Here is a 21,181-nt window from a genome sequence, read left to right on the forward strand (position 1 = left end):
CGCGTCCAGCGCCGCCGCGTATCAGAGTTCAGCGATCCGGACCGTAGAGCCGGTAATACCGTTCCACCAGACCGCTCTCGGCGATCGAGGCATCCGTTCGCGCGACATCGTGTCCGGCGGCGAATCCGTGCCCGGGGCGGGCCAGCGTGCACGCTCCCCACACCAGCGCCGCCAGCGTCAGATCCGACTGGCGCGTCGGCACGCGGTCGCCGCGCGGGCCGTTCACCGACAGCCCGTCGGCCAGCACCGTGACCGGTCCGTTCGGTAGTACGTACCGCATCCCGACGTGCGCCACCTCCTCGACGCGCTCGGCGCGCTCGGCCAGTCCCGGCATGTCGATCTCCGTGCCTCGCGCGGAAACGCTGGCCAGGAAACAGTCGCCGGGCAGGAAGTCCAGATCCTCGCCGCCGAGTCCGGTCCGTCCGGTCGCGGACACGATCAGCGCCGGCCGGTGTCCGTCGAGCAGGGCCGGCAGGTCCGGCGCCGTCAGGAATCCGGCTTCGTGCGCGGCGACCAGCTTGCGCCACTCGGTGTCGTGCACCGCGACCCGCATCCGCTGCGTCCGCAGCACCTGCGCCACCTGCTCGCCGACCATGCCGTAGCCGACGACCAGTGCCGGCGCGCCGTCGAAGTTCTCCCCGGCCAGCAGCTCGCGGATCGCGCGCACCACGGACTCGGCGATCCAGTGCGCCTCGACGCCGCGCTTCACCGCGCTCTGCGCCACGCTGAACACCGGCACGGGAACCGGCATCGCCTCTTCGGCGACTTCGAGCTCTTCGATACCCGGCAGCGACTGCTCGACCAGACCCTGGAAGCGCGGCAGCAGATCCGGCGCGAGCTTCATCAGCGTCGGCAGTACGTGTCCGCCGTCGTCGATCACCACGCTCGGCTCGACGACGCGCGCGGCGTGCAGCCGTAGAGCGATCTCGGCGTCCGCCACCGGCAGCACCGCGATGCCGAGCGAGGCCAGGTGCGCCTCGACCCGCGCCCGCAGTTTGTACGGGTAGTCCTTGGCCAGCACCGTCATCGCCTCGGGCCGCGCGCCGAGCGCCATCAGGGTCTGCGCCTGCACCACCAGGTCCGACAACAGATGTCCGACCAGCACCACACCGCACTCGCCGAGCGGCTTGTCCGCCACACGCTCCGGCAGCCCGGCCACCAACGGCAGCTGCTTGGCGAACGCCTCGGTCTCGTATCCGGTGAACGGCACGCCGTCCAGGCAGCCCAGCGCCCGCGCCGCGTCCGCCTCGGGAAGGTCGGCACGGTCCACCAAGGTCGCGGACAACACCAGCTGCGCGTTCCCACGCTCACGCGGCCGGCCCGCCGGAGCGATCGCGATCAGCATGCTGCCGCCCCCGCCGACGCCGAGCGGGACCAGCCACGCACCGGGCCCGAGCCGGTGCCGACCGGCGGCGGCGGGGAACGCCGCCTCGATCCGGTCCAGCACCTCGACCAGCACCAGACGGCCCTGTTCAGCGGTGCCCTGCAGCTCGGTGACAGCGGTCGCGGCGCTCCCCTGGTGCGTGTCCATCACAGCTCACATATACCAGAGTGCTGAGGAATGACCGTTTCGCCACGCGATCGGCCGGGACTAGTCATGCATACGCCCACTCGTCTCCCACCACCGCCCGTCAAGGAGTCGCGACGCTCCACAAGCTGATTGAGGTCTATAGATCGGTGTGCGCCGCGTCACACACCGCCGCCGACAGAACAGCGCCGACATGCCCGTCCGCCCGCACCGGCGGCCGACTGTCGCGAATGTGGACACAGGCGTCCCATTCTGTGAGCGAGAATGAGGAGATGACCACCGGACCGACTGACGACCTCACCCCGGCCCAGCGGGCAGCCGCGGTCCGGCGCCTGGAGAAGGCGATCGGCTCGTTGGCCGGGGTCGCGATCCAGCGCATGGAAGAGAGGCTGGCCTGGTACCGGGCCATGCCGCCGGACAACCGCTCCTGGATCGGGCTGGTCGTGCAGGCCGGTATCGCCGCCTTCGTGGAGTGGTTCCGCAACCCGCAGGACCGGACCGCGATCAGCGCGGACGTCTTCGGTACCGCCCCGCGCGAGCTGACCCGCTCGGTGACCCTGCGCCAGACCGTGGAGCTGGTCCGCACGACCATAGAAGTGGTCGAAGAGGGCATCGGCCAGATCGCCCAGGGCCCGGCCGAGCAGGCCGCGCTGCGCGAGGGCATGCTGCGCTACTCCCGCGAGATCGCCTTCGCCGCCGCCCAGGTCTACGCGCAGGCCGCCGAGCTGCGCGGTGCCTGGGACGCGCGGCTGGAGGCGCTGGTCGTCGACGAGCTGATGCGCGGGGACGTGCTGGACGACACCGTGCGCTCGCGCGCGGCGGCCCTGGGCTGGGACAGCGCCTCGGGCCTGGTGGTCGTGGTCGGCGCGACCCCGAAGCCGCTGGACAACCGGGACAACGTGCGCCAGCACACCGCGCTGGTCGCCGACGCCGTGCACCGCGCCGCGCGCCGGGCCCGGCTCACCGTGCTCACCGGCGTGCAGTCGGACCGGCTGGTGGTGATCATCGGCGGCGCCGAGGATCCGCTGACCGCGACCCGGGCGCTGGCCAACGAGTTCGGGCCGGGACCGCTGGTGATCGGACCGGTTGTCGAAGACCTCCTGTCGGCGGGCATTTCCGCCCAAGCCGCGCTCTCCGCGCTGCGCGCCGCCGGCGCCTGGCCGGACGCGCCGCGCCCGGTCCTGGCCGCCGAACTGCTGCCCGAACGCGCGCTGGCCGGTGACGAGGCCGCCAAGGCGCAACTGGTGAGCGAGGTCTACCGGCCGCTGGAGTCCGCGGGCGCGGCGTTGCTCGAAACCGTCTCGGCTTACCTGGAACAGGCAGCCTCTCTGGAATCAGCGGCCCGGATGCTGTTCGTCCACCCCAACACCGTGCGGTACCGGCTCAAAAGGGTGAGCGACCTCACAGGGCTCAATCCCGCGCAACCGCGCGCGGCGTTCACCCTCCATATGGCGCTGGCCTTGGGAAGGTTGGCCGGACCCGGAACGGGTTTGTAGGAAACCTCCAAGATCCAGACCAAGATCTTCGTCCGCCCCGCTAAAGGCAATCTCGCGGTTGACGAACGAGAGTTGATGACGTGCTAGTACTCGTCGCGCCGGGCCAGGGTGCCCAGTCCCCCGGATTCCTCACCCCGTGGCTCGAAGTCCCCGGGTTCGCCGACCGGCTGACCTGGTGGTCCGCCGTGTCCGGGCTGGACCTGGTGCACTACGGCACCGAAGCCGACGCCGACACCATCAAGGACACCGCGGTCGCGCAGCCGCTGCTGGTCGCCGCGGGCATCGCCGCGGCGCTGGCGCTGTTCCCGCACCCGGCCGACGCCTTCACGATGGTCGGCGCGGCCGGCGGGCACTCGGTCGGTGAGATCACCGCCGCCGCCGGCACCGGTGTGATCAGCGCCGAGGCCGCCATGGTCTTCGTCCGCGAGCGCGGCCGGCTGATGGCCCAGGCCGCCGCGGTCACCCCGACCGGCATGACCGCCGTCCTCGGCGGCGACCGCGACGAGGTGCTCGCCAAGATCGCCGAGCACAACCTGATCCCGGCCAACAACAACGGCGCCGGCCAGATCGTCGCCGCCGGCACGCTGGAGGACCTGGCGCGCTTCGGCGACGACGGTCCGTCCGGCGCGCGGCTGCGGGCGCTGAGCGTCGCCGGCGCCTTCCACACCCAGCACATGGGCTCGGCGGTGGAGCAGCTCTCCCGTCTGGCCAAGGGCATCACCACCCGCGACCCGCGCACCCGCCTGGTGTCCAACGCCGACGGCGCGGTCGTGCACGACGGCCGCGAGGTCCTGCGCCGCCTGGTCGCCCAGGTGTCGAATCCGGTCCGCTGGGACCTGTGCATGGATACTTTCGGCGAACTCGGGGTAACCGGCATTCTTGAGGTGCCGCCGGCAGGCACCCTGACGGGCCTTGCCAAGCGGGCCCTCAAGGGCGTGGAGACCTTCGCCCTGAAGACCCCGGAGGACCTGGACGCCGCCCGCGAGTTCGCCGCCAAGCACGCCGAACCCGCCGACGCCAACCCGCTGGACGCCGCCCCGACCTGGCGTCTGGTGATCGCTCCGCACGGGGGCACGGTACGCCGCGGCGCCGTGCAGGCCGGGGACAAGCTCGAGCGCGACACCGCCGTGGCCACCGTGGTCGCGCGCGGCGACGAGCACGAGATCACGGTGCGGCACGAGGGCCAGGCCCTCGAGTGGCTCGTGGAAGACGGGGATCCGGTCGCGCCGGGGCAGCCGCTGCTGCGCGTCCACCCGACAGGCTCGTTCGACTAGGGCTTGTCTTATGAACTCCGGCCGGCCCGACAGTCGATAAAAGGGGATCCGATCATGGCAACCATCAGGGAGAAGCAGGGCGCGGCGCACACCCGCATCATGGGTGTCGGCGGCTACGTGCCCAGCCGCGTCGTCGACAACGAAGAGGTCTGCACCTGGATCGACTCCTCCGACGAGTGGATCCGGACGCGCTCGGGCATCTCCGAGCGCCGCTGGGCCACGCCGGAGGAGACGGTCCTGGAGATGGCGGTCGAGGCCTCCGGCAAGGCGCTGGCATCGGCCGGGATCGCCGGGGACCAGATCGGCGCGATCATCGTCGCCACGGTCTCGCACTTCCACCAGACCCCCGCGCTGGCCTGCCTGGTCGCCGACCGGCTCGGTACCAACGGCGCGGCCTTCGACATCTCCGCCGGCTGCGCGGGCTTCTGCTACGGCGTGGCTCAGGCCTCGGACATGGTCAAGGCCGGCACCGCCGAGTACGTCCTGGTGATCGGCGTGGAGCGGCTCAGCGACCTGACCGACATCCACGACCGCGGCACCGCCTTCATCTTCGGCGACGGCGCCGGCGCGGTGGTGATAGGCCCGTCCGACACCCCCGGCATCGGCCCGGTGGTGTGGGGCTCCGAGGGCGACAAGTACGGCACCATCACGCAGACCTACCCCTGGAACGAGGTTCCCGAGGAAGGCGAGGACGGCGCGGAGGTCCGCGGTCCGTTCCTGCAGATGGAGGGCCAGGCGGTCTTCCGCTGGGCCTCCTACCAGATGGCCGAGGTCTCGCTGAAGGCGCTGGCCGAGGCCGGCATCACCGCCGGCGACCTGGACGCCTTCATCCCGCACCAGGCCAACATGCGCATCACCGACCGCCTGGTGAAGGTCCTGGACCTGCCCGAGCACGTGCCGGTCGCGCGGACCATCTCCGAGTTCGGAAACAACTCCGCGGCCACCATCCCGCTGGCCATGGACCGCATGCTCTCCGACGGCACCGCGCCGCACGGCGGCCTGGCCCTGCTCATCGGGTTCGGGGCGGGTCTGGTCTACGCGGCGCAGGTCGTTAGTCTCCCCTAGGGCTCCGCGGCTTTCGCGGTTCCCACCATCCAAAAATAAGAAACCAACGAAGGAGCGCCACACAATGGCTCTGACCCAGGAAGAAATCCTCGCCGACCTCGCTGAGATCGTCGAAGAGGTCGCGGGCGTCGACGCCGCCGACGTGCAGATGGACAAGTCGTTCACCGGCGACCTGGACGTCGACTCGCTGACCATGGTCGAGGTCGTCGTGGCCGCCGAGGAGAAGTTCTCCGTGAAGATCCCGGACGACGCCGTCAAGGACCTGTCCACGGTCGGCGACGCGGTCGGCTACATCCAGAAGAACCAGGCCTGAGCCTTCCGGCCAGGCACGCTGTGAGGCAGGGCTCGCGGTCCTCCCGCTGAGCCCGTCGCAGCGCAGTACGGCAATACGGCAATACGGCAGTACCGCAGCACCGTACGACGGCCGTCCGGCCGGCAAGAACCCGTGGAACCCACCAGATAGAAGGTAAGGCTCGTGACTGCTCGCAAGTCTGTCGTCGTCACCGGGGTCGGTGCGACCACGCCTCTCGGCGGGGACGCCGCCTCGTTCTGGGACGGGTTGCTGGCCGGACGCTCCGGAGTGCGCAACCTGACTGAAGAGTGGGCCGAGCAGCTGCCAGTGCGCTTCGCCGCCCGGGTCGCCGTCGAGCCCTCGGCGCACCTGAAGCCGGTGGAGATCCGCCGCCTGGACCGCTCGGCGCAGTTCGCGCTGATCGCGGCCCGCGAGGCCTGGAAGGACGCCGGGTTCGAGGGCAAGTCCGCCGAGCCCAACCGGCTGGGCGTGATGGTCGGCTCCGGCATCGGCGGGGTCACCACCTTGCTGAGCGCCTACGACGACCTGCTCGCCAAGGGCCCGCGCTCGGTCGGCCCGCGCACGGTCCCGATGCTCATGCCGAACTCCCCGGCGGCCTACGTCGGCCTGGAGTTCGACGCCCGCGCCGGCGTGCACGCGCCGGTCTCGGCCTGCGCCACCGGCGCCGAGGCGGTCGGCCACGCCATCGAGATGATCCGCTCCGGCCGCGCCGACGTGGTGCTGGCCGGCGGCACCGAGGCCGCCATCCACCCGCTGCCGATCGCCGCCTTCGCCAACATGATGGCGATGTCCAAGCGCAACGACGACCCGCAGCACGCCTCCCGGCCCTTCGACGTCGGCCGCGACGGCTTCGTGCTCGGCGAGGGCGCCGGCATCCTGGTCCTGGAGTCGGCCGAGCACGCCGCCGCGCGCGGCGCCCGGGTCTACGCCGAGGCCGCCGGCGTCGGCTTCTCCGCGGACTCCCACGACATCGCCCAGCCCGAGCCGGACGGCCGCGGCGTCGCCGAGGCGCTGGCCTTCGCGCTGGAGGACGCCGACCTGACCCCCGGCGACGTCCGGCACCTGAACGCGCACGCCACCAGCACCCCGCGCGGCGACCTCGCCGAGATCATGGCCTTCCGGAAGATCCTGGGCTCGGCCGCCGAGGACGTCGCGGTCTCGGCCACCAAGTCGATGCACGGCCACCTGCTCGGCGGCACCGGCGCGATCGAGTCGGTGGCGACCGTCCTGGCCCTGCACCACCGCCAGGCGCCGCCGACGATCAACATCGAAGAGCTGGACCCCGAGGTCACCCTGGACATCGTCCGCGACAAGCCGCGGGCCCTGCCCGAGGGCCAGATCGCGGCGCTGAACGACTCCTTCGGGTTCGGCGGGCACAACGTGGTCGTGGCCTTCAAGTCGGTCTGAGAGCACTGCGATCCCTGCGATCGCTGAGACCGCTGAGACCACCGCGATCACTGAAGGCACTGACATGACCGTCACCGACACCCAGGCCGCGCCGGCGATTCCGGCGCCGGCCGCCAAACCCTCCCGCGACGACGACCCCCGCAACCCGGCCAAGCGCCTGGAGCGGCTCTTCGACGCCGGCACCACGGAGCTGCTGACCCCGGTCGACGACTCCGGCTTCCTGGCCGCCGCCGGCCTGATCGACGGTGTCCGCACTGTCGCCTACGCCTCGGACGCGACCATCCAGGCCGGCGCCATGGGCCGGACCGGCTGCCAGGTCATCCTGGCCGCCTACGAGCACGCCTTGGCCGGCGGCCACCCGATCGTCGCGCTCTTCCACTCCTCCGGCGCCCGCCTGCAGGAAGGCGTGGCCTCGCTGCACGCGGTGGGCCAGGTCTTCGCGGCCATGACCCGCGCCAGCGGCAAGATCCCGCAGATCTCGGTGGTCCTCGGCCCGGCGGCCGGCGGCGCGGCCTACGGCCCGGCGCTGACCGACATCGTGATCCTGGGCCCGGCCGGCCGCATCTTCGTCACCGGCCCGGACGTGGTCCGCTCGGTCACCGGCGAGGACGTGGACGCCCTGCGCCTGGGCGGCCCGGAGCCGCACGGCCGGCGCTCGGGCGTGGTGCACGTGGTCGCCGACACCGACGACGCGGCGTACTCCAGCGCCCGCAAGCTCGCCGCGCTGCTGGGCGACCAGGGCACGCTGGACGCGGCCTCGGTCGAGGACCGCGACCTGGCGCACCTGCTCCCGGCCTCCCCCAAGCGCGCCTACGACGTCCACCCGCTGGTGAACGCGGTCTTCGACAAGGCCGGCGTGGAGCTGCACACCAAGTGGGCGCCGAACGTGGTGACGGCGCTGGGCCGCTTCGGCGGACGCACCGTCGGCGTCATCGCCAACAACCCGCTGCGCCTGGGCGGCTGCCTGGACTCCGCGGCGGCGGAGAAGGCGGCACGCTTCGTCCGCATGTGCGACGCCTTCGGGGTCCCGCTGATCGTCCTGGTGGACGTCCCCGGCTACCTCCCCGGCGTCGGCCAGGAGTGGGACGGCGTGGTCCGCCGCGGCGCGAAGCTCCTGCACGCCTTCGCAGAGTGCGTGATCCCGCGCGTCACCCTGGTGACCCGCAAGACCTACGGCGGCGCCTACATCGCGATGAACTCCCGCGCCCTCGGCGCCACGAAGGTCTTCGCCTGGCCGACCGCCGAAGTCGCGGTCATGGGCTCGGTCGCGGCGGTCCGCATCATCCACCGCCGCAAACTCGCCGACGTCTCAGACGACATCCGCGCCCAGATGGAGCAGGAACTCGCCGCCGAGCACGAGAAGGTCTCCGGCGGCGTCGACCGCGCCATCGAGATCGGCGTGGTGGACCAGGTCGTGGAGCCCGGCGCTTCCCGCAGCGCGATCGCGGCGGCCATCGCCGCGGCGCCCGGCGGACTCGGCGGAGACGCACTGGTGCGCGGACAGCACGGGAACATCCCGCTGTAGCAGCGAGGCCTACGCGGTGCGGGCGCTGAACCTTCGCGCCCGCACCGCGTTCTGCCGGCCCTCAGACCCTCACCCGACGCAGGGACCTTCTTCCTTCACCGGGAACGACTGCAGATGCTCCAGCAACGCGTCGAGCTCGCACGTCGCCAAACAGATCCCCTGGTCCCCGCTCCCGTAATACAAGTGCACTGTCTCATCGATGACCAGCGCGCCCGAGGGGAACGTCACGCGGTTCACGACGCCGGTCAGCTCGACCTCGGTCTGCGGGGTCAGCAGCGGTGCGGGCGTGCGCGCGATCACCTGCCACGGCCGTTCCAGGTCCAGGAGCGCGGCGCTGATCTGCCACTCCGGCTCCTCCTCGCTGTCGGAGTTGCAGTAGAAGAACAGCCAGCCGGCGTCGGTGCGGATCGGCGGGGCGCCGAGTTCCGGGCCGCGGCGGACGCGCTTCTTGGCCAGTTCGGCGCGGTCGCCGGGGATCAGGACCGCGGTGTCGTCGTAGGCGTCGACGGCGGCGGCGACGTGACCCCGCGGCGGGTTCTTCACCGCCGCCAGGTCGTCGAAAGTGGTGTGCAGGATCGCCGCGCCGGGGGTGTCGGAGCACCAGGTGAAGAACCACAGGTACTTCCCGCCGACCGGCTCGGGGAACAGCGTCGCAGCCTTCGACGGCGCACCCTGCGGCCCGACGATCCCGTGCTTGGCGACCGTCTCGGCGCGCAGGTCCGGCGTCGTCGCCAGCGCGATGCGGACCTTGATGTCCGGCGGGACGCCCTCGACGGCCGTGTAGTAGATGTAGTACTCGCCGTCGAGGAACACCACGCGCGGGTCCTCGCAGCCCAGGCCGTGCTCGTACGGCTGGTCCGCGACGATCAGCGGCTCGGGCCGGCGGATGAAGCGCACCCCGTCGGTGCTGTCGGCGATGCCGATCGAGGAGACGTACTCCCCCGCCGTGCTGAACTCCACGCCGTTGGTCGCGCGGTACAGCATGTGGATGACGCCGTCCGCGCCTCGGACGACCGTGCCGTTCAGCACGGAGCCGGCCTCCCACGGCTGGTCGGGGTTGCGGCGCAGGATGGGGTTGGCGGGATGGCGCTTCATCAGCATGCAGACATCCTGCCGTAGAACCTAACCCTCCAGGAGCAGGCGGCCGTAGTTGCCCATCGAGCGGTTGTAGCGCGGCAGGTGCTTCGCCAGCGCGACGAGCACCAGCGACAGCCCTTCGCGGTCGCGGCCGAGGGTGGACAGGCACAGCGCGATCGTGCAGTCGAGCGCGTCGGACAGGTGGTCCTCCCCGCCGGCGTCCTTCTCCTTGAGCAGCGTCGCCAGCCCGTCCTCGGCCCGCCCGATGTTGCGCAGCGAGCTGGACATCTGGATCACAGCGCGGCGGCTGTTCTCCCCGGTCAGCCCGCCGATCTCCAACGCCCGCGCGTACAGCGGCACGGCCAGGTCGGAGTGACCCCAGCTGTCGCGAGCACAGCCCCGGTGGAAGATGCCGTCGGCGTCGTCCTCGGGGAGCTCGGCGGCCAGCGCGTCCACCTCGGCGATGAACTTCTGCTCGTCGTAGTCGTCGATGGCCGCGAACAGGGCGGCGACGCGGCGGTTGACGTCGTTCTTCAGGTCGGCGGTCATGGTGGTTCTCCGTCTCGGAAGGTGGTCTGCGCCTGTGAGATAGGTGGTGCGAGGTAGATCGTGCCGAACCGCTACGATCATCGAAAGTCTTTCGGCCACCACCGAAAGTCCCACCGGCAGCACGGCAGCACTGACATCACCGGCCATCCACCCCGCCCCGGAGCGCGTCCCATGGTCATCAGCCTCGGCTTCGGCCCCGCCGACCTGGCACGCTGCCGCTTCGCCGTCTCCCCGGCCTTCGAGACCCTGTCCGCGATCCGCGACGCCACCGGCTCGCAGGGTCCCGGCGCGCACGCGCGCTGGCTGGACAGCGTCCGCCCGGCGCTGCCCGGCCTCGGACTGGACCCGATCGTCTTGCTGCAACCGCGCCGCGGCTACACCCCCGACTTCCTCGCGCCGCCGCCGACCGCGCCGGTCGGCGACTTCGACGCCGAGCTGACCCGGATCGCCGCCACCCCCGCGCCGGTGGTGCACCGCGAGATCGAACTGGCCCTGCGCCACACGCCCGGCGCCCGCGACACGCCGGCCGGACGGCTGCTGCTCGGCGACCCCGCCGAGGTCCTCAGCCTGCTGACGCAGCTGATCCGCGGCGCGTGGGAGACCCTGGTCGCACCGCACTGGCCGCTGGTCCGCGCCGTGCTGGAGGCGGACGTCGCCCACCAGTCCCGCCGCCTGGCCGAGGGCGGTCTGGACGCGCTGTTCGCCGACCTGCACCCGACCGTCCGCTGGACCGGCGACACCCTGATCCGCGACCCCGGCGGCGACGAGCACCACGACCTCGACGGCCGCGGCCTGATCCTGATGCCGAGCGTGTTCAAGTGGGACGAGGTCATCGTCATCACCGACGCCCCCTGGCAGCCGACGCTCGTCTACCCCGCGCGCGGCCTCGGCAACGCCTTCGAAGCCCGGCGCGGGACCCCCGCCGCCGCGCTGACCAAGCTGGTCGGGCGCACCCGCGCGCACCTGCTCACCGGGCTGGAGGAGCCGGTCTCCACCAGCCGTCTGGCGCACCGGCACGCGTTGGCGCTCGGGACCGTCTCCGAGCATCTCTCCGTGCTCCGAGACGCCGGCATGGTCGTCGGCGAGCGGCACCGGCACGAGATCCGATATCGGCGCACGGAGTTGGGCGACCGCGTGGTGCAGGGGCACTAGCCGCCGCGCCGGCCCGCACTCCCGCCCTCAGCCGCCTACGGCCAGGACCTCGTCGAGGAAGTCCAGGACCTGATCCACCAGCGCGCCGATATCGCTCGCGCCCTCCATCACATGCCCCGCGCCCTCCACCGGAACGAGGTCCGCGCGAACCCCGACCGAGCGCAGCGCCGCCGCCAGGTTCTCGCTCTCGGAGTAAGGAACCAGCGCGTCCGCTGCGCCATGCATGATCAGGAAAGGCGGCGCCACCGCATGGACCTGCCGCGTCGGACTGGCCGCGGAGGCCAGTTCCCGCTGTCCGCCGAGCAGCGCGTAGATGGGGTTGCCGGGGATGTCGAACCCGTCGGCGCCCTCGACGAAGTCAGCCGGGGCATACCAGTCGACCACCGCGTGGATCGGGACGCCGGAATCCTTGTCGAGGGCAGCCAGCGCGCCCAGCGTCCCTCCCGCGGACTCGCCCCACACCGCGAAGCGCGCGGCGTCCAGCCCGAGTTCGGCGGCGGCTTCACGCAGCCGGCGCAGCGCGCTTTCGACGTCCTCCAGCTGCGCCGGGAACACCGCTTCGCCCGACAACCGGTAGTCGAGGTCTGCCACGGCATACCCGCGCGTCAGCAGCCGCTCGTAGAAGCCGGGCGACTCCAGTTCGTCGAGCGGACCGGGCAGGTCCACCCGCGAGCCTCCCCAGAACGCGCCGCCGTGCAGGAACGCGATGAGCGGCTTGGGTCCCTCGCCCGGCGGGACGCGCAGATCGGCGTGCAGCGGACGGAAGCCCTGGATCCGCGAGACGGTGATGTTGCGGTAGTGCGCGACGCCGTCCGCGTCGACGAACGGTGCTCGGATTCTTTCCATGGACAGCATCCCCCTCGCTAGATCCTTGCGCGGATGCTATCGCTTTTTTGCGGTGTCCTCACGAAACATTTCCTCTCGCTCATCCGGCGCGTCGCCACGGGCCTCTCACCATCCGCTCGACACCGGCTCACCATCCGCCCGCCGCCAGCTCCCGCGTCACGTCCAGGAACGCCGCGAGCGCCGGCGCCGCCTCGCCTCCCCCTCCGCCCCAGACCACCCCGACGCCCCACCGCGCCGCCTCGTGCTCGATCGGCACCCAGCGGATCCGCTCGGCCGCCACCACGACCGGCGCCCTGGCCGACACCAGCGCCACTCCGACACCCGCCGCGACCAGCGCCATCACCGTCTGCAGATCGTTCGCGCGCTGCAACACCCGCGGCCTGATCCCCTCGGCGGCAAGGTAGCGCTGCACCTGGTCGACGAAGCCAGGGCCCTTGGTCTGCGCGAGCGCCACCATGCCGTGCGTCATGATCAGCTCCCGGACACCCGGGCTGGTGTCGACGTTCCCAGGGACCGCGAGCATCAGGTGGTCAGCGCCGAGTTCGAGCACGGACAGGTCCGGGTCCACTGGCAGCCGCACGAAGCCGGCGTCGAGCTGCCCGCGCCGCAGCCGCTCCAGCTGGACCGCCGTGGCCATGTCGTCCAGCGTCACGCCGACATCAGGATGGCGGCGCCGGAACTCGGCGACGGCACGCGGTGCGATGTCGATCGTCGACAGCCCGAAGCCGAGCGCCAGCCGTCCCGCGCCGCCGGCGGTCAGCCGCTTCGCGCGCAGCTCGAAGGCGTCCAGCCGCTCCACCGCGTCGCGGGCGTCGGGCAGCAGGGTCTGGCCGAGCGGCGTGAGGCGGGCGCCGAGCCGTCCGCGGCGGAACAGCACGCCGCCGATCCGCGCCTCCAGCGCCTGGATCTGCTTGGTCAGCGCCGGCTGGGTCACCGCCAGGGCCCGCGCCCCCGCGCCGAACGTCCCGTGGTCGGCGACCGCCACGAAGGCCCGTACCAGCCGATCTTCCATTCCTCCAGCTTATCGATCGACGTTCAACATTCATTGGACTCATCGATCACCGCGGCGCTTGCATGGAGGGCATGATGCTTCGCGCCGCCACCGTCCAGTTCGAACCGCGTCCCGGTGCCAAGGAGGACAACCTGGCCCGGATCGAGCACTTCGCCCGCGCCGCCGCGGCCGACGGCGTCCAGCTCGTCGCGTTCCCGGAGATGAGCCTGCTCGGCTACTGGCATCTGACCAAGCGCGACGCCGCCTATCTGCACGCTGTCGCCGAGCCCGACGACGGGCCGGCGATCACCCGAATCAGCGCCCTGGCTGCCGAGCTGCACCTGGGCATCGGCTTCGGGCTGCTCACCGCGCGCGACGGCTGGCTGTTCAACGCCTACGCGGTCTGCCTGCCGGACGGCACGGTGCACATCCACCGCAAGCTGCACGCCTTCGAGCACGAGGCGATCTCCTCCGGCAGCCGCTACACGGTGTTCGACACGCCGTGGGACGTCCGGGTCGGGGTCCTGATCTGCTACGACAACAACCTGGTCGAGAACGTCCGCGCCACCGCGCTGCTCGGCGCGCAGATCCTGCTCGCACCGCACCAGACCGGCGGCACGAACTCGGTGAGCCCGCACGGCATGAAGCCGATCCCGCTGAGCGTCTGGGAGAACCGGCACGCCGACCCCGCCGCCGCCGAGGAGGCCTTCCGCGGCCCGAACGGCCGGGAGTGGCTGCTGCGCTGGCTGCCCTCGCGGGCCCACGACAACGGGCTGTTCGTGGTCTTCAGCAACGGCGTGGGCCGGGACGACGACGAGGTCCGCACCGGCAACGCGATGATCATCGACCCCTACGGCCGGATCCTCGCCGAGTCCTGGGCCGCCGCCGACGCCATGGTGACCGCCGACCTCGACCTGGACCTGGTCCCGACCTCCACCGGCCGGCGCTGGCTGCGCGCCCGGCGCCCGGAGCTGTACCGGCCGCTGACCGCGGAGTACGGGGACGAGGTGGACGCGCGGACGGCGCGGTTCAGCTGAGCGGCCGGCGAGCAGGCACAGGCACGGGAGCGCTGCTCAGCGCCGCAGAACCCTGCCCCGCGCCGATCATCGGACCTCGGAAAAATCCGTCGGCGAAGACCACCCGTGCGGGTGAACGCCGCACCGATCCGGCCGTCGCCGCACCCCCGCCGGGCATCACCCGACCTGATGCAACCACCGCACCGGCGCCCCCTCGCCCGCGTACCGGAACGGCTCCAACTCGTCGTCCCAGGGCTTGCCGAGCAGCGCCTCGACCTCGCGTTCCAGCGCCGACTCGCCCCGGTGCGCCCGCGCCAGCGCGGCGCGCAGCCGGTCCTCGGAGATGACGATGTCGCCGTGCGAGCCGGTGGCGGCGCGGTAGACCCCGAGCGCGGGCGTGGAGCAGTAGCGCTCCCCCTCGGTCCCGTCGGAGGGGTCCTCGGTCGCCTCGAAGCGCAGCTGCTGCCAGCCGCGCAGCTGGGAGGTGATGCGTGCCGCGGTCCCGGACTGCCCGCGCCAGGACAGCTCGGCCCGCCACGTGTGCGGCTCGGCCGGCTGGTGGGTCCAGTCCAGGCTGACGCGCACGCCGAGGACGCTCGCCACCGCCCACTCGATGTGGGGACAGAGCGCGCGTGGAGCGGAGTGGATGTAGAGGACTCCGCTTGTTGTCACTGTCTTGCTTGCCGACTGTGCCGTCATCGGGACCTCCTGGCTGTGCTGCGGCGAGGTTCGCCTTCCCCAGCGGCCTTGCCCGCACCACGATCAGTGGAGCCCCATGTCAGCGGCCTTTATTGTGCCGCACGCTCCGGGCGCGGCACCAGTTGTCTGAGTGCTCTTGCACTCTAAGCGCCCGGGCGATCCCCGCACAGGCCGCCAACCGGGTGAACTGTCTCCATGGACAAACCCTGCGAACCACGGCGGACAAGTCCCATGAATCCGTGGATACCGCCCCTGATACGAGCCGATGATCTGACGGTCGGGCCACAGTTTCCGAAAGGTTGGGGGTTTCCCCCATCTCGCTGCCGGGACGATCACCCGGCGGTTCACTGAGCGATTCGCCGGCGGCTCACGCAGCGACTCACCGATGGCTCATGGCTCACTCAGCGACTTGGCACCTCACTGAGCGATTCGCCGGCGGCTCACTCAGCGGCTCACCGACGCCTCACGCAGCGACCCGGCGGCTCACTGAGCAATTCGCCGGCGGCTCACTCAGCGGCTCACCGACGCCTCACTCAGCGGCCCGGCGGTTCACTGAGCGATTCGTCGGCCGCTCACTCAGCGGCTCACCGACGCCTCACGCAGCGACTCGGCACCTCACTCGGCGCCCGTCAGACCCCGGATCACGACGTCCACCGTCCGCTGCCGGACGAACTCCTGCTCCTCGGCCGTCAGGTGCCGCTCCAGCGGACCACCGACCGACAGCGTCGCGAAGCCGTGCACCGCCGACCAGGCGGCGATGTCCGCGCCGGGGCGGCGCTCGGCGGGCATCCGGCCGGCCGCGACCACCTCGTCCAGCAGGTAGCCCAGCGCCCGGAAGGCGTCGGTGTCGGTGAACGGCTCGCCGGGGTACTGCTCGCCGGGCACCGTGGTGCGGCAGAAGGCGGTCAGGAACAGCCCGGCCTGGCCGGTCGCGAAGTCGATGTAGGCGTTCGCCGCGGCGCGCAGCCGGGCCACCGCGACGTCGCCGGGATCGCCGTCGGAGGGGACCGAGCCCACGGCGACCGCCAGGGCGTCGGCCAGCACCGCCAGCGAGGTGCTCTTCACCTCTTCCAGCAGCGCCTCGGCATCGGAGAAGTGCCGGTAGGCCGCGGTCGCCGAGACCCCGACGCGCCGCGCCACCTCGCGCAGCACCACCGCCTCCGGCCCGCCGGTCCGCGCCAGTTCCACCGCCGAATCCATCATCGCGTTGCGCAGATCGCCGTGGTGATAGCGGGTCCGGGAGGCGGTCTTGGGCGTGCTCACCTGTTCATCGTGCCTCATGTTGACACCGTTAACAATGACCGCCATGCTCGATGTTAACGGCGTCAACTTGTCCCGGACGCCAGACCCGGAGGGGGCTCCACAGCCATGCTCGGAAGTATTGGAAGACTCGCGGTCGAGCGGCCCAAAGCCGTCCTGATCGCCGCCTCGGTCCTGCTCGTGGCGATGGTCGCGGTCGGCGTCGGCGCGTTCGGCGTGCTGAAGTCCGGCGGCTTCGACGACACCGGCTCCCCGTCCTGGAAGTCGCAGCAGGCCATCAACGCCCAGTTCGGCGGCCAGGCCAACCTGATCCTGGTCGTGGGCGCCCGCACCGGCGCCATCGACCAGGGCACCGCCGCCCAGGCCGGCCAGACCCTGACCCGGGAGCTGTCGGCGGACCACGGCGTGAGCAACGTCGTGTCCTATTTCGCCGACCACAGCCCATCCCTGCGCGCCACCGACGGCCGCTCCGCGATGGTCCTGGTCCGCGTCCTCGGCGACGACACCACAGTCGGCAAGACCACAGACCGCCTGCTCACCGGCTACGTCAAGGACAACGCCGCGGTGACCGTCCAGGCCGGCGGCGAGGCGGCAGTGAACCACAACGTCACCACCCAGGTCACCAAGGACCTGGCCAAGGCCGAGTCCATCGCCATCCCGCTGACCCTGATCCTGCTGGTCCTGGCCTTCGGCAGCCTGGTCGCCGCGCTCCTGCCGCTGGCGATCGGCCTGGTCGCGATCCTCGGCACGTTCGCCGAACTGGCGATCCTGGGCCGGATCACGGACGTCTCGGTCTTCGCCATCAACCTCACCACGGCCCTGGGCCTCGGCTTGGGCATCGACTACGCGTTGCTGATGGTCGCCCGCTTCCGCGAGTACCTGTCGCAGGGCAAATCCGTCCCCGACGCCGTCCAAGGCACGATGCGCACAGCGGGCCGCACCATCGCCTTCTCCGCGCTGACGGTCGCCGCCGCCCTGGCCGCGCTCCTGGTGTTCCCGTTCTACTTCCTGCGCTCGTTCGCCTACGCCGGCATCGGCGTGGTCGCGATCGCCGCCGGCAGTGCTCTGATCATCATGCCGGCGCTCCTGTCCGCCCTCGGTACCCGCGTGAACGCCGGACGCCTGCCCTGGGCCCGCAACGCCCAGCAAGGCTCTGCGGCGCCGGCATGGGGACGCCTGGCCTCGGCGGTCATGAAGCGACCGGCCCTGATGGCGCTGCCGGTGGTCGCGATCCTGGCCTTCCTGGCGACACCACTGCTCGGCGCCTCCTTCGGCACTCCCGACGAAACGGTCCTGCCGACCAGCGCACCGGCCCGCCAAGCCGCCGACGTCCTGCACAACGATTTCCAGGGCAACCAGGCGACGGCCATGCAGATCATCACAACAGGGCCAGCGGACACCTCGTCGGTGGCGACGTACGCGGCGAAGCTCTCGACGCTGCCGGGCGCGGTGCGCGTGGACAGCAGCGCGGGCTCGTACGCCCACGGCGCGTCCCTGGGCACCGGTCCGTCCGACACCGGCATGGCGACGGCCACGGCCCAGCGCCTGACGGTGTTCACGTCAGCGGACGGACACTCGGGCGCAGCGGAGCAGCTGGTCCGCGACGCACGTGCCGTCCCCGGACCCGGCGGCACCTCGACCCTGATCGGCGGCGACACGGCCCGCCTGATCGACTCCGAGCACGGGATCACGGCAAGGCTGCCCTACGCGATCGCGTGGGTAGTCCTGACGACGTTCATCGTGCTGTTCCTGTTCACCGGCAGCGTCACGCAGCCACTGCGGGCACTGGTGCTGAACACCCTGGGCCTGTCGGCCTCGATCGGCACGATGGTCTGGATCTTCCAGAAGGGACACCTGTCCGGAGCCCTGGGCTTCACTCCCCGCCCGATGGACACGGCGATGACAGTCCTGCTCTTCTGCATCGCCTTCGGCCTCTCCATGGACTACGAGGTCTTCCTCACCAGCCGCATCAAGGAACTCCACGCCCTAGGCGCCGACCTGCACCTCTCGGTCAGCGAAGGCCTAGCCCGCACCGGCCGCATCGTCTCCACAGCCGCAGGCCTCCTCGCAGTTAGCTTCTTCGCCTTCGGCACCGCGTCGGTCAGCTTCCTGCAGTTCTTCGGCCTCGGCTGCGGCCTGGCAATCCTCATCGACGCCCTCCTCATCCGAGGCATCCTCGTCCCCGCCGCCATGCGGCTCCTCGGTCGCAGCGCCTGGTGGGCTCCAGGCCCGCTGCGCAGGCTGCACGAGCGGATCGGCGTCAGCGAGGGCGCGGACGAAGACGCCGAGGACCAGTTCGGGGAACTGGTCGGGACGTCGCGCGCGGGAGGTTAGGGCTCGCGCCGCTTGGGGGTCGGAGCGCGTGTCGCGAATGCTGTGGGTCGGCGTCTGGGGCACGCGCTTTGGCGTTGGAAGTGTCATCACCCCACCGGGCGCACCACGTTCTCCAGCTCCTCCCCCGCCGCGAACCGCCGCAACTGCGCGTCGATCAGCCGCAGCGCGCGCGGCAGGAACGCCGTCGAGGCGCCGCCGACGTGCGGTGTGATCAGCACGTTCGGCGTCTGCCACAGCGGGTGGTCCGGCGGCAGCGGCTCGGGGTCGGTGACGTCCAGCGCCGCGCGCAGCCGCCCCGAAGCGCACTCCGCCACCAGCGCCTCGGTCCGCACCACCACGCCGCGCGCCACGTTCACCAGCAGCGCGCCGTCCTTCATCCGCGCCAGGAAGCCCTCGTCGATCATGCCGCGGGTCTCGTCGGTCGCCGGCACTATCGCGATCACCACGTCCGCCTTCGGCAGCAGACTGTCGATCTCGGTGAACGCGTGCACGCCCTCGCGCGCCGAGCGCGCTACGCGCAGCACCTCGACCTCGAAGCCCGCCAGGCGCCGCTCGATCGCGGCGCCGATGGAGCCGTAGCCGAGAATCAGGACCGTCTTGTCAGCCAGGGCGTCGTCGACCGCGTTCGAATCCGTCTCGTACGTCGGTGCCCAATCGCCCCGCTCGGCCGCACGCACATAGCGCGGAATCCCGCGCAGCGCCGACAGCGTCAGGGTCAGCGCCAGCTCCGCGGTCGAGGCGTCGTGCAGCCCGCGGGCGTTGCACAACGTGACGCCCTCCGGCACGTACGCCAGCACGTTCTCGTACCCGGCCGTCAGTGTCTGCGCCACCTTCAGCTTCGGCATCCGCGCCATGAACTCCGGATGCGCGTTGACGAACATGTACGGCAGTACGAAGAACTCGACCTCATCGATCGAGTCCGGCACACCGCCGGGCGCGTCGACGTCCGCGCCGGTGAACACGTCGGCCGTCAATCCCTCCGGCACGTCCTTCGCCGACTGTCCGAACGGGACCCATACCTGGCGCGGGCTAGTCTGCGGCATGGAACGCACTCTACCCACCACCCCCGCGCCACTAGGGTGACGCCATGACCATCACACCGGACACCAAAAACTGGACATGGGTCTTGCAGCGCCCCTGCCCGGAGTGCGGCTTCGCGGCCGGCGCCATCGCCCGCGAGGAGGTCCCGACCCTGCTCCGCGCCAACGCCGAGGCCTGGCGCCGGTACTTCGCCGCCGCCGGCGACCAGGACGTGCGCACGCGTCCAGAACCGACCAAGTGGTCGCCGCTGGAGTACGCCTGCCACGTCCGCGACTGCAACAAGGTCTACCTCCGCCGCGTCTGGCTCATGCTCGCCGAGGACGACCCGCAGTTCCCGAACTGGGACCAGGACACCACCGCGGTCGAGGACGAGTACAACGACCAGGACCCCGACAAGGTCTTCGCAGAACTCGTCGACACCGCCGAAGAGGTCGCCGAACGCTTCGCGTCACTGACCGCCGAGCAGTGGTCCCGCACCGGCCACCGCGGCGACGGCTCCGACTTCACCGTCGAGTCCCTGGCCCGCTACTTCGTCCACGACCCGATCCACCACCTCTGGGACGTCACCGGCACCCGCTACGAAGCCTGAGGGCCCTCCACGCCGAAGATCCGCGCCGCGTTCCCATGGCACACGGCGCGGAGCCAGTCGTCGCCGAAATCGAGGCGGGCCAACGATTCCAGCGCCCCTGTGTAGGAGTAGGGGATGTTCGGGAAGTCGCTCCCGAACAAGATCCGTTCTTCGCACTCTGCGATCCGCTTACGATCCCGATCCGACAGCTCGACCTGCCCGAAGAAGTCGGTGAAAGCCATCGTGGTGTCGAACAGCACGCCGTCATAGCGGTCGGCCAGATCCAGGAACTCGACATATTCGGGCAGCCCGAAGTGCGCCACGACCAGCCGCAACGCCGGGTGCGCAGCCAGCACCCGCGCCATCGGCTCCGGACCGGTGTACGGAGTCCCGACCGGTCCCGAACCGCAGTGCGCGATCACCGGCACCCCCGCATCAGCGAGCGCACCCCACACCGGATCCAGCAACGGATCGGCAGGGTCATAGCCACCGACCTGAACATGCGCCTTGAACACCCGAGCACCGGCCTCGATAGCCGCCGGGACGTAAGAGGCGGCTTCAGGCTCAGGGAAGAACGTCGCACTGTGCAGGCAGTCGGGCGTACGCGCCGCGAAGTCAGCGGTCCACGCGTTCAAGCTCTCGGCCATACCCGCCTTGTGCGGATACGCCAGCGAGGTGAACGCGAGCACACCGAAGCCGCGCAGGATCTCCAGCCGCTCTTCCTCGTCCTGGCGGTACTTGATCGGCCACACCCGGCCGAGCAGCGGCCCGGCGGCGTCGAAGTACGCCTGGATCCGCTCCAGGAGACGGTGCGGCATGAAGTGGGTGTGGATGTCGATCAGGCCCGGCAGGCCCAGCGACTGCCAGAAGCGGCGGACTTCGGCGGTATCTGCGTCTGGCATGGAAACCACCGTAGCCCGCCGAACTTCTGGCCGAGCGTGCGCACGTCACGGATGCGGCGCTTGTAGGTAGCTCCTAGCGGGAGGAGCAGGGGACCGGCCATCGCGTGGCGCCAGGACAGCCAGTCCCGCAATACCGAC

General features: G+C 71.2%; 19 protein-coding genes. 10 read left to right on the forward strand and 9 right to left on the reverse strand.

The genetic code is table 11. The features are described 5' to 3' along the window. Nucleotides 1-28: 28 nt before the first annotated feature. Complete coding sequence (locus CACI_RS33730; RefSeq protein ID WP_015795376.1) at nt 29-1,531, reverse strand: Rossmann-fold NAD(P)-binding domain-containing protein; 1,503 nt, start codon at nt 1,529-1,531, stop codon at nt 29-31. 269 nt (nt 1,532-1,800) lie between these two features. Between CACI_RS33730 and CACI_RS33735 the strand changes: the two genes are divergently transcribed. From CACI_RS33735 to CACI_RS33760, 6 genes are all read left to right on the forward strand, one after another. Then, nucleotides 1,801-3,024, forward strand: coding sequence for a PucR family transcriptional regulator (locus CACI_RS33735; RefSeq protein WP_049871789.1), 1,224 nt, complete (start codon nt 1,801-1,803; stop codon nt 3,022-3,024). A gap of 80 nt (nt 3,025-3,104) precedes the next feature. Further along, a complete protein-coding gene (locus CACI_RS33740) occupies nt 3,105-4,298 on the forward strand; it encodes an acyltransferase domain-containing protein (RefSeq protein ID WP_015795378.1) in 1,194 nt (397 codons plus the stop codon). A gap of 54 nt (nt 4,299-4,352) precedes the next feature. After that, a complete protein-coding gene (locus tag CACI_RS33745) occupies nt 4,353-5,363 on the forward strand; it encodes a ketoacyl-ACP synthase III (protein WP_015795379.1) in 1,011 nt (336 codons plus the stop codon). A gap of 64 nt (nt 5,364-5,427) precedes the next feature. Then, complete coding sequence (locus CACI_RS33750; protein ID WP_015795380.1) at nt 5,428-5,676, forward strand: acyl carrier protein; 249 nt, start codon at nt 5,428-5,430, stop codon at nt 5,674-5,676. 162 nt (nt 5,677-5,838) lie between these two features. Beyond that, entirely contained in the window at nt 5,839-7,083 is a 1,245-nt protein-coding gene (gene fabF, locus CACI_RS33755; protein ID WP_015795381.1) for a beta-ketoacyl-ACP synthase II, read from the forward strand. A 64-nt stretch (nt 7,084-7,147) separates the two neighbouring features. Beyond that, entirely contained in the window at nt 7,148-8,608 is a 1,461-nt protein-coding gene (locus CACI_RS33760; RefSeq protein ID WP_015795382.1) for an acyl-CoA carboxylase subunit beta, read from the forward strand. 69 nt (nt 8,609-8,677) lie between these two features. Here CACI_RS33760 and CACI_RS33765 read toward each other — a convergent pair whose 3' ends face one another. Both CACI_RS33765 and CACI_RS33770 read right to left on the reverse strand, forming a co-directional pair. Further along, nucleotides 8,678-9,709, reverse strand: a complete 1,032-nt coding sequence (locus tag CACI_RS33765; protein ID WP_015795383.1) for a glycoside hydrolase family 130 protein — start codon at nt 9,707-9,709, stop codon at nt 8,678-8,680. 21 nt (nt 9,710-9,730) lie between these two features. Further along, nucleotides 9,731-10,234 carry a tetratricopeptide repeat protein gene (locus CACI_RS33770; RefSeq protein ID WP_015795384.1) on the reverse strand — a complete coding sequence of 168 codons (504 nt, stop codon included), beginning with the start codon at nt 10,232-10,234 and terminating at the stop codon, nt 9,731-9,733. Between the two features lie 171 nt (nt 10,235-10,405). On the opposite strand from CACI_RS33770, the gene CACI_RS33775 reads away from it, so the two are divergent. Further along, on the forward strand, nt 10,406-11,386 hold the full coding sequence (locus tag CACI_RS33775) for a DUF5937 family protein (RefSeq protein WP_015795385.1): 981 nt from the start codon (nt 10,406-10,408) through the stop codon (nt 11,384-11,386). A gap of 27 nt (nt 11,387-11,413) precedes the next feature. Here the strand turns inward: CACI_RS33775 and CACI_RS33780 are convergent, their stop codons facing one another. After that, nucleotides 11,414-12,232, reverse strand: a complete 819-nt coding sequence (locus tag CACI_RS33780) for an alpha/beta hydrolase (RefSeq protein ID WP_015795386.1) — start codon at nt 12,230-12,232, stop codon at nt 11,414-11,416. Nucleotides 12,233-12,359: 127 nt separating this feature from the next. Then, nucleotides 12,360-13,244 (reverse strand): LysR family transcriptional regulator, encoded by an 885-nt coding sequence (locus tag CACI_RS33785; protein ID WP_015795387.1) that lies wholly within the window; start codon nt 13,242-13,244, stop codon nt 12,360-12,362. A gap of 74 nt (nt 13,245-13,318) precedes the next feature. On the opposite strand from CACI_RS33785, the gene CACI_RS33790 reads away from it, so the two are divergent. Continuing rightward, nucleotides 13,319-14,260 (forward strand): nitrilase family protein, encoded by a 942-nt coding sequence (locus CACI_RS33790; protein WP_015795388.1) that lies wholly within the window; start codon nt 13,319-13,321, stop codon nt 14,258-14,260. A 156-nt stretch (nt 14,261-14,416) separates the two neighbouring features. On the opposite strand, the gene CACI_RS33795 is transcribed toward CACI_RS33790, so the two are convergent. After that, complete coding sequence (locus tag CACI_RS33795; RefSeq protein ID WP_041542979.1) at nt 14,417-14,911, reverse strand: DUF3145 domain-containing protein; 495 nt, start codon at nt 14,909-14,911, stop codon at nt 14,417-14,419. Between the two features lie 642 nt (nt 14,912-15,553). Next, nucleotides 15,554-16,201, reverse strand: coding sequence for a TetR/AcrR family transcriptional regulator (locus CACI_RS33800; protein WP_041540623.1), 648 nt, complete (start codon nt 16,199-16,201; stop codon nt 15,554-15,556). 105 nt (nt 16,202-16,306) lie between these two features. Between CACI_RS33800 and CACI_RS33805 the strand changes: the two genes are divergently transcribed. Further along, nucleotides 16,307-18,532, forward strand: a complete 2,226-nt coding sequence (locus CACI_RS33805; protein WP_015795391.1) for an MMPL family transporter — start codon at nt 16,307-16,309, stop codon at nt 18,530-18,532. Between the two features lie 86 nt (nt 18,533-18,618). On the opposite strand, the gene CACI_RS33810 is transcribed toward CACI_RS33805, so the two are convergent. Beyond that, on the reverse strand, nt 18,619-19,575 hold the full coding sequence (locus tag CACI_RS33810) for a 2-hydroxyacid dehydrogenase (RefSeq protein ID WP_015795392.1): 957 nt from the start codon (nt 19,573-19,575) through the stop codon (nt 18,619-18,621). Nucleotides 19,576-19,619: 44 nt separating this feature from the next. Between CACI_RS33810 and CACI_RS33815 the strand changes: the two genes are divergently transcribed. Next, the gene (locus CACI_RS33815; RefSeq protein WP_015795393.1) at nt 19,620-20,162 is read left to right on the forward strand and encodes a DinB family protein; all 543 of its coding nucleotides are present in this window, start codon (nt 19,620-19,622) and stop codon (nt 20,160-20,162) included. On the opposite strand, the gene CACI_RS33820 is transcribed toward CACI_RS33815, so the two are convergent. Further along, nucleotides 20,150-21,043, reverse strand: a complete 894-nt coding sequence (locus tag CACI_RS33820) for an amidohydrolase family protein (RefSeq protein ID WP_015795394.1) — start codon at nt 21,041-21,043, stop codon at nt 20,150-20,152. The two genes, CACI_RS33815 and CACI_RS33820, sit on opposite strands and share 13 nt — an antisense overlap. Between the last annotated feature and the right edge of the window lie 138 nt (nt 21,044-21,181).

Source organism: Catenulispora acidiphila DSM 44928, from assembly GCF_000024025.1.
Taxonomy (GTDB): Bacteria; Actinomycetota; Actinomycetes; order Streptomycetales; family Catenulisporaceae; genus Catenulispora; species Catenulispora acidiphila.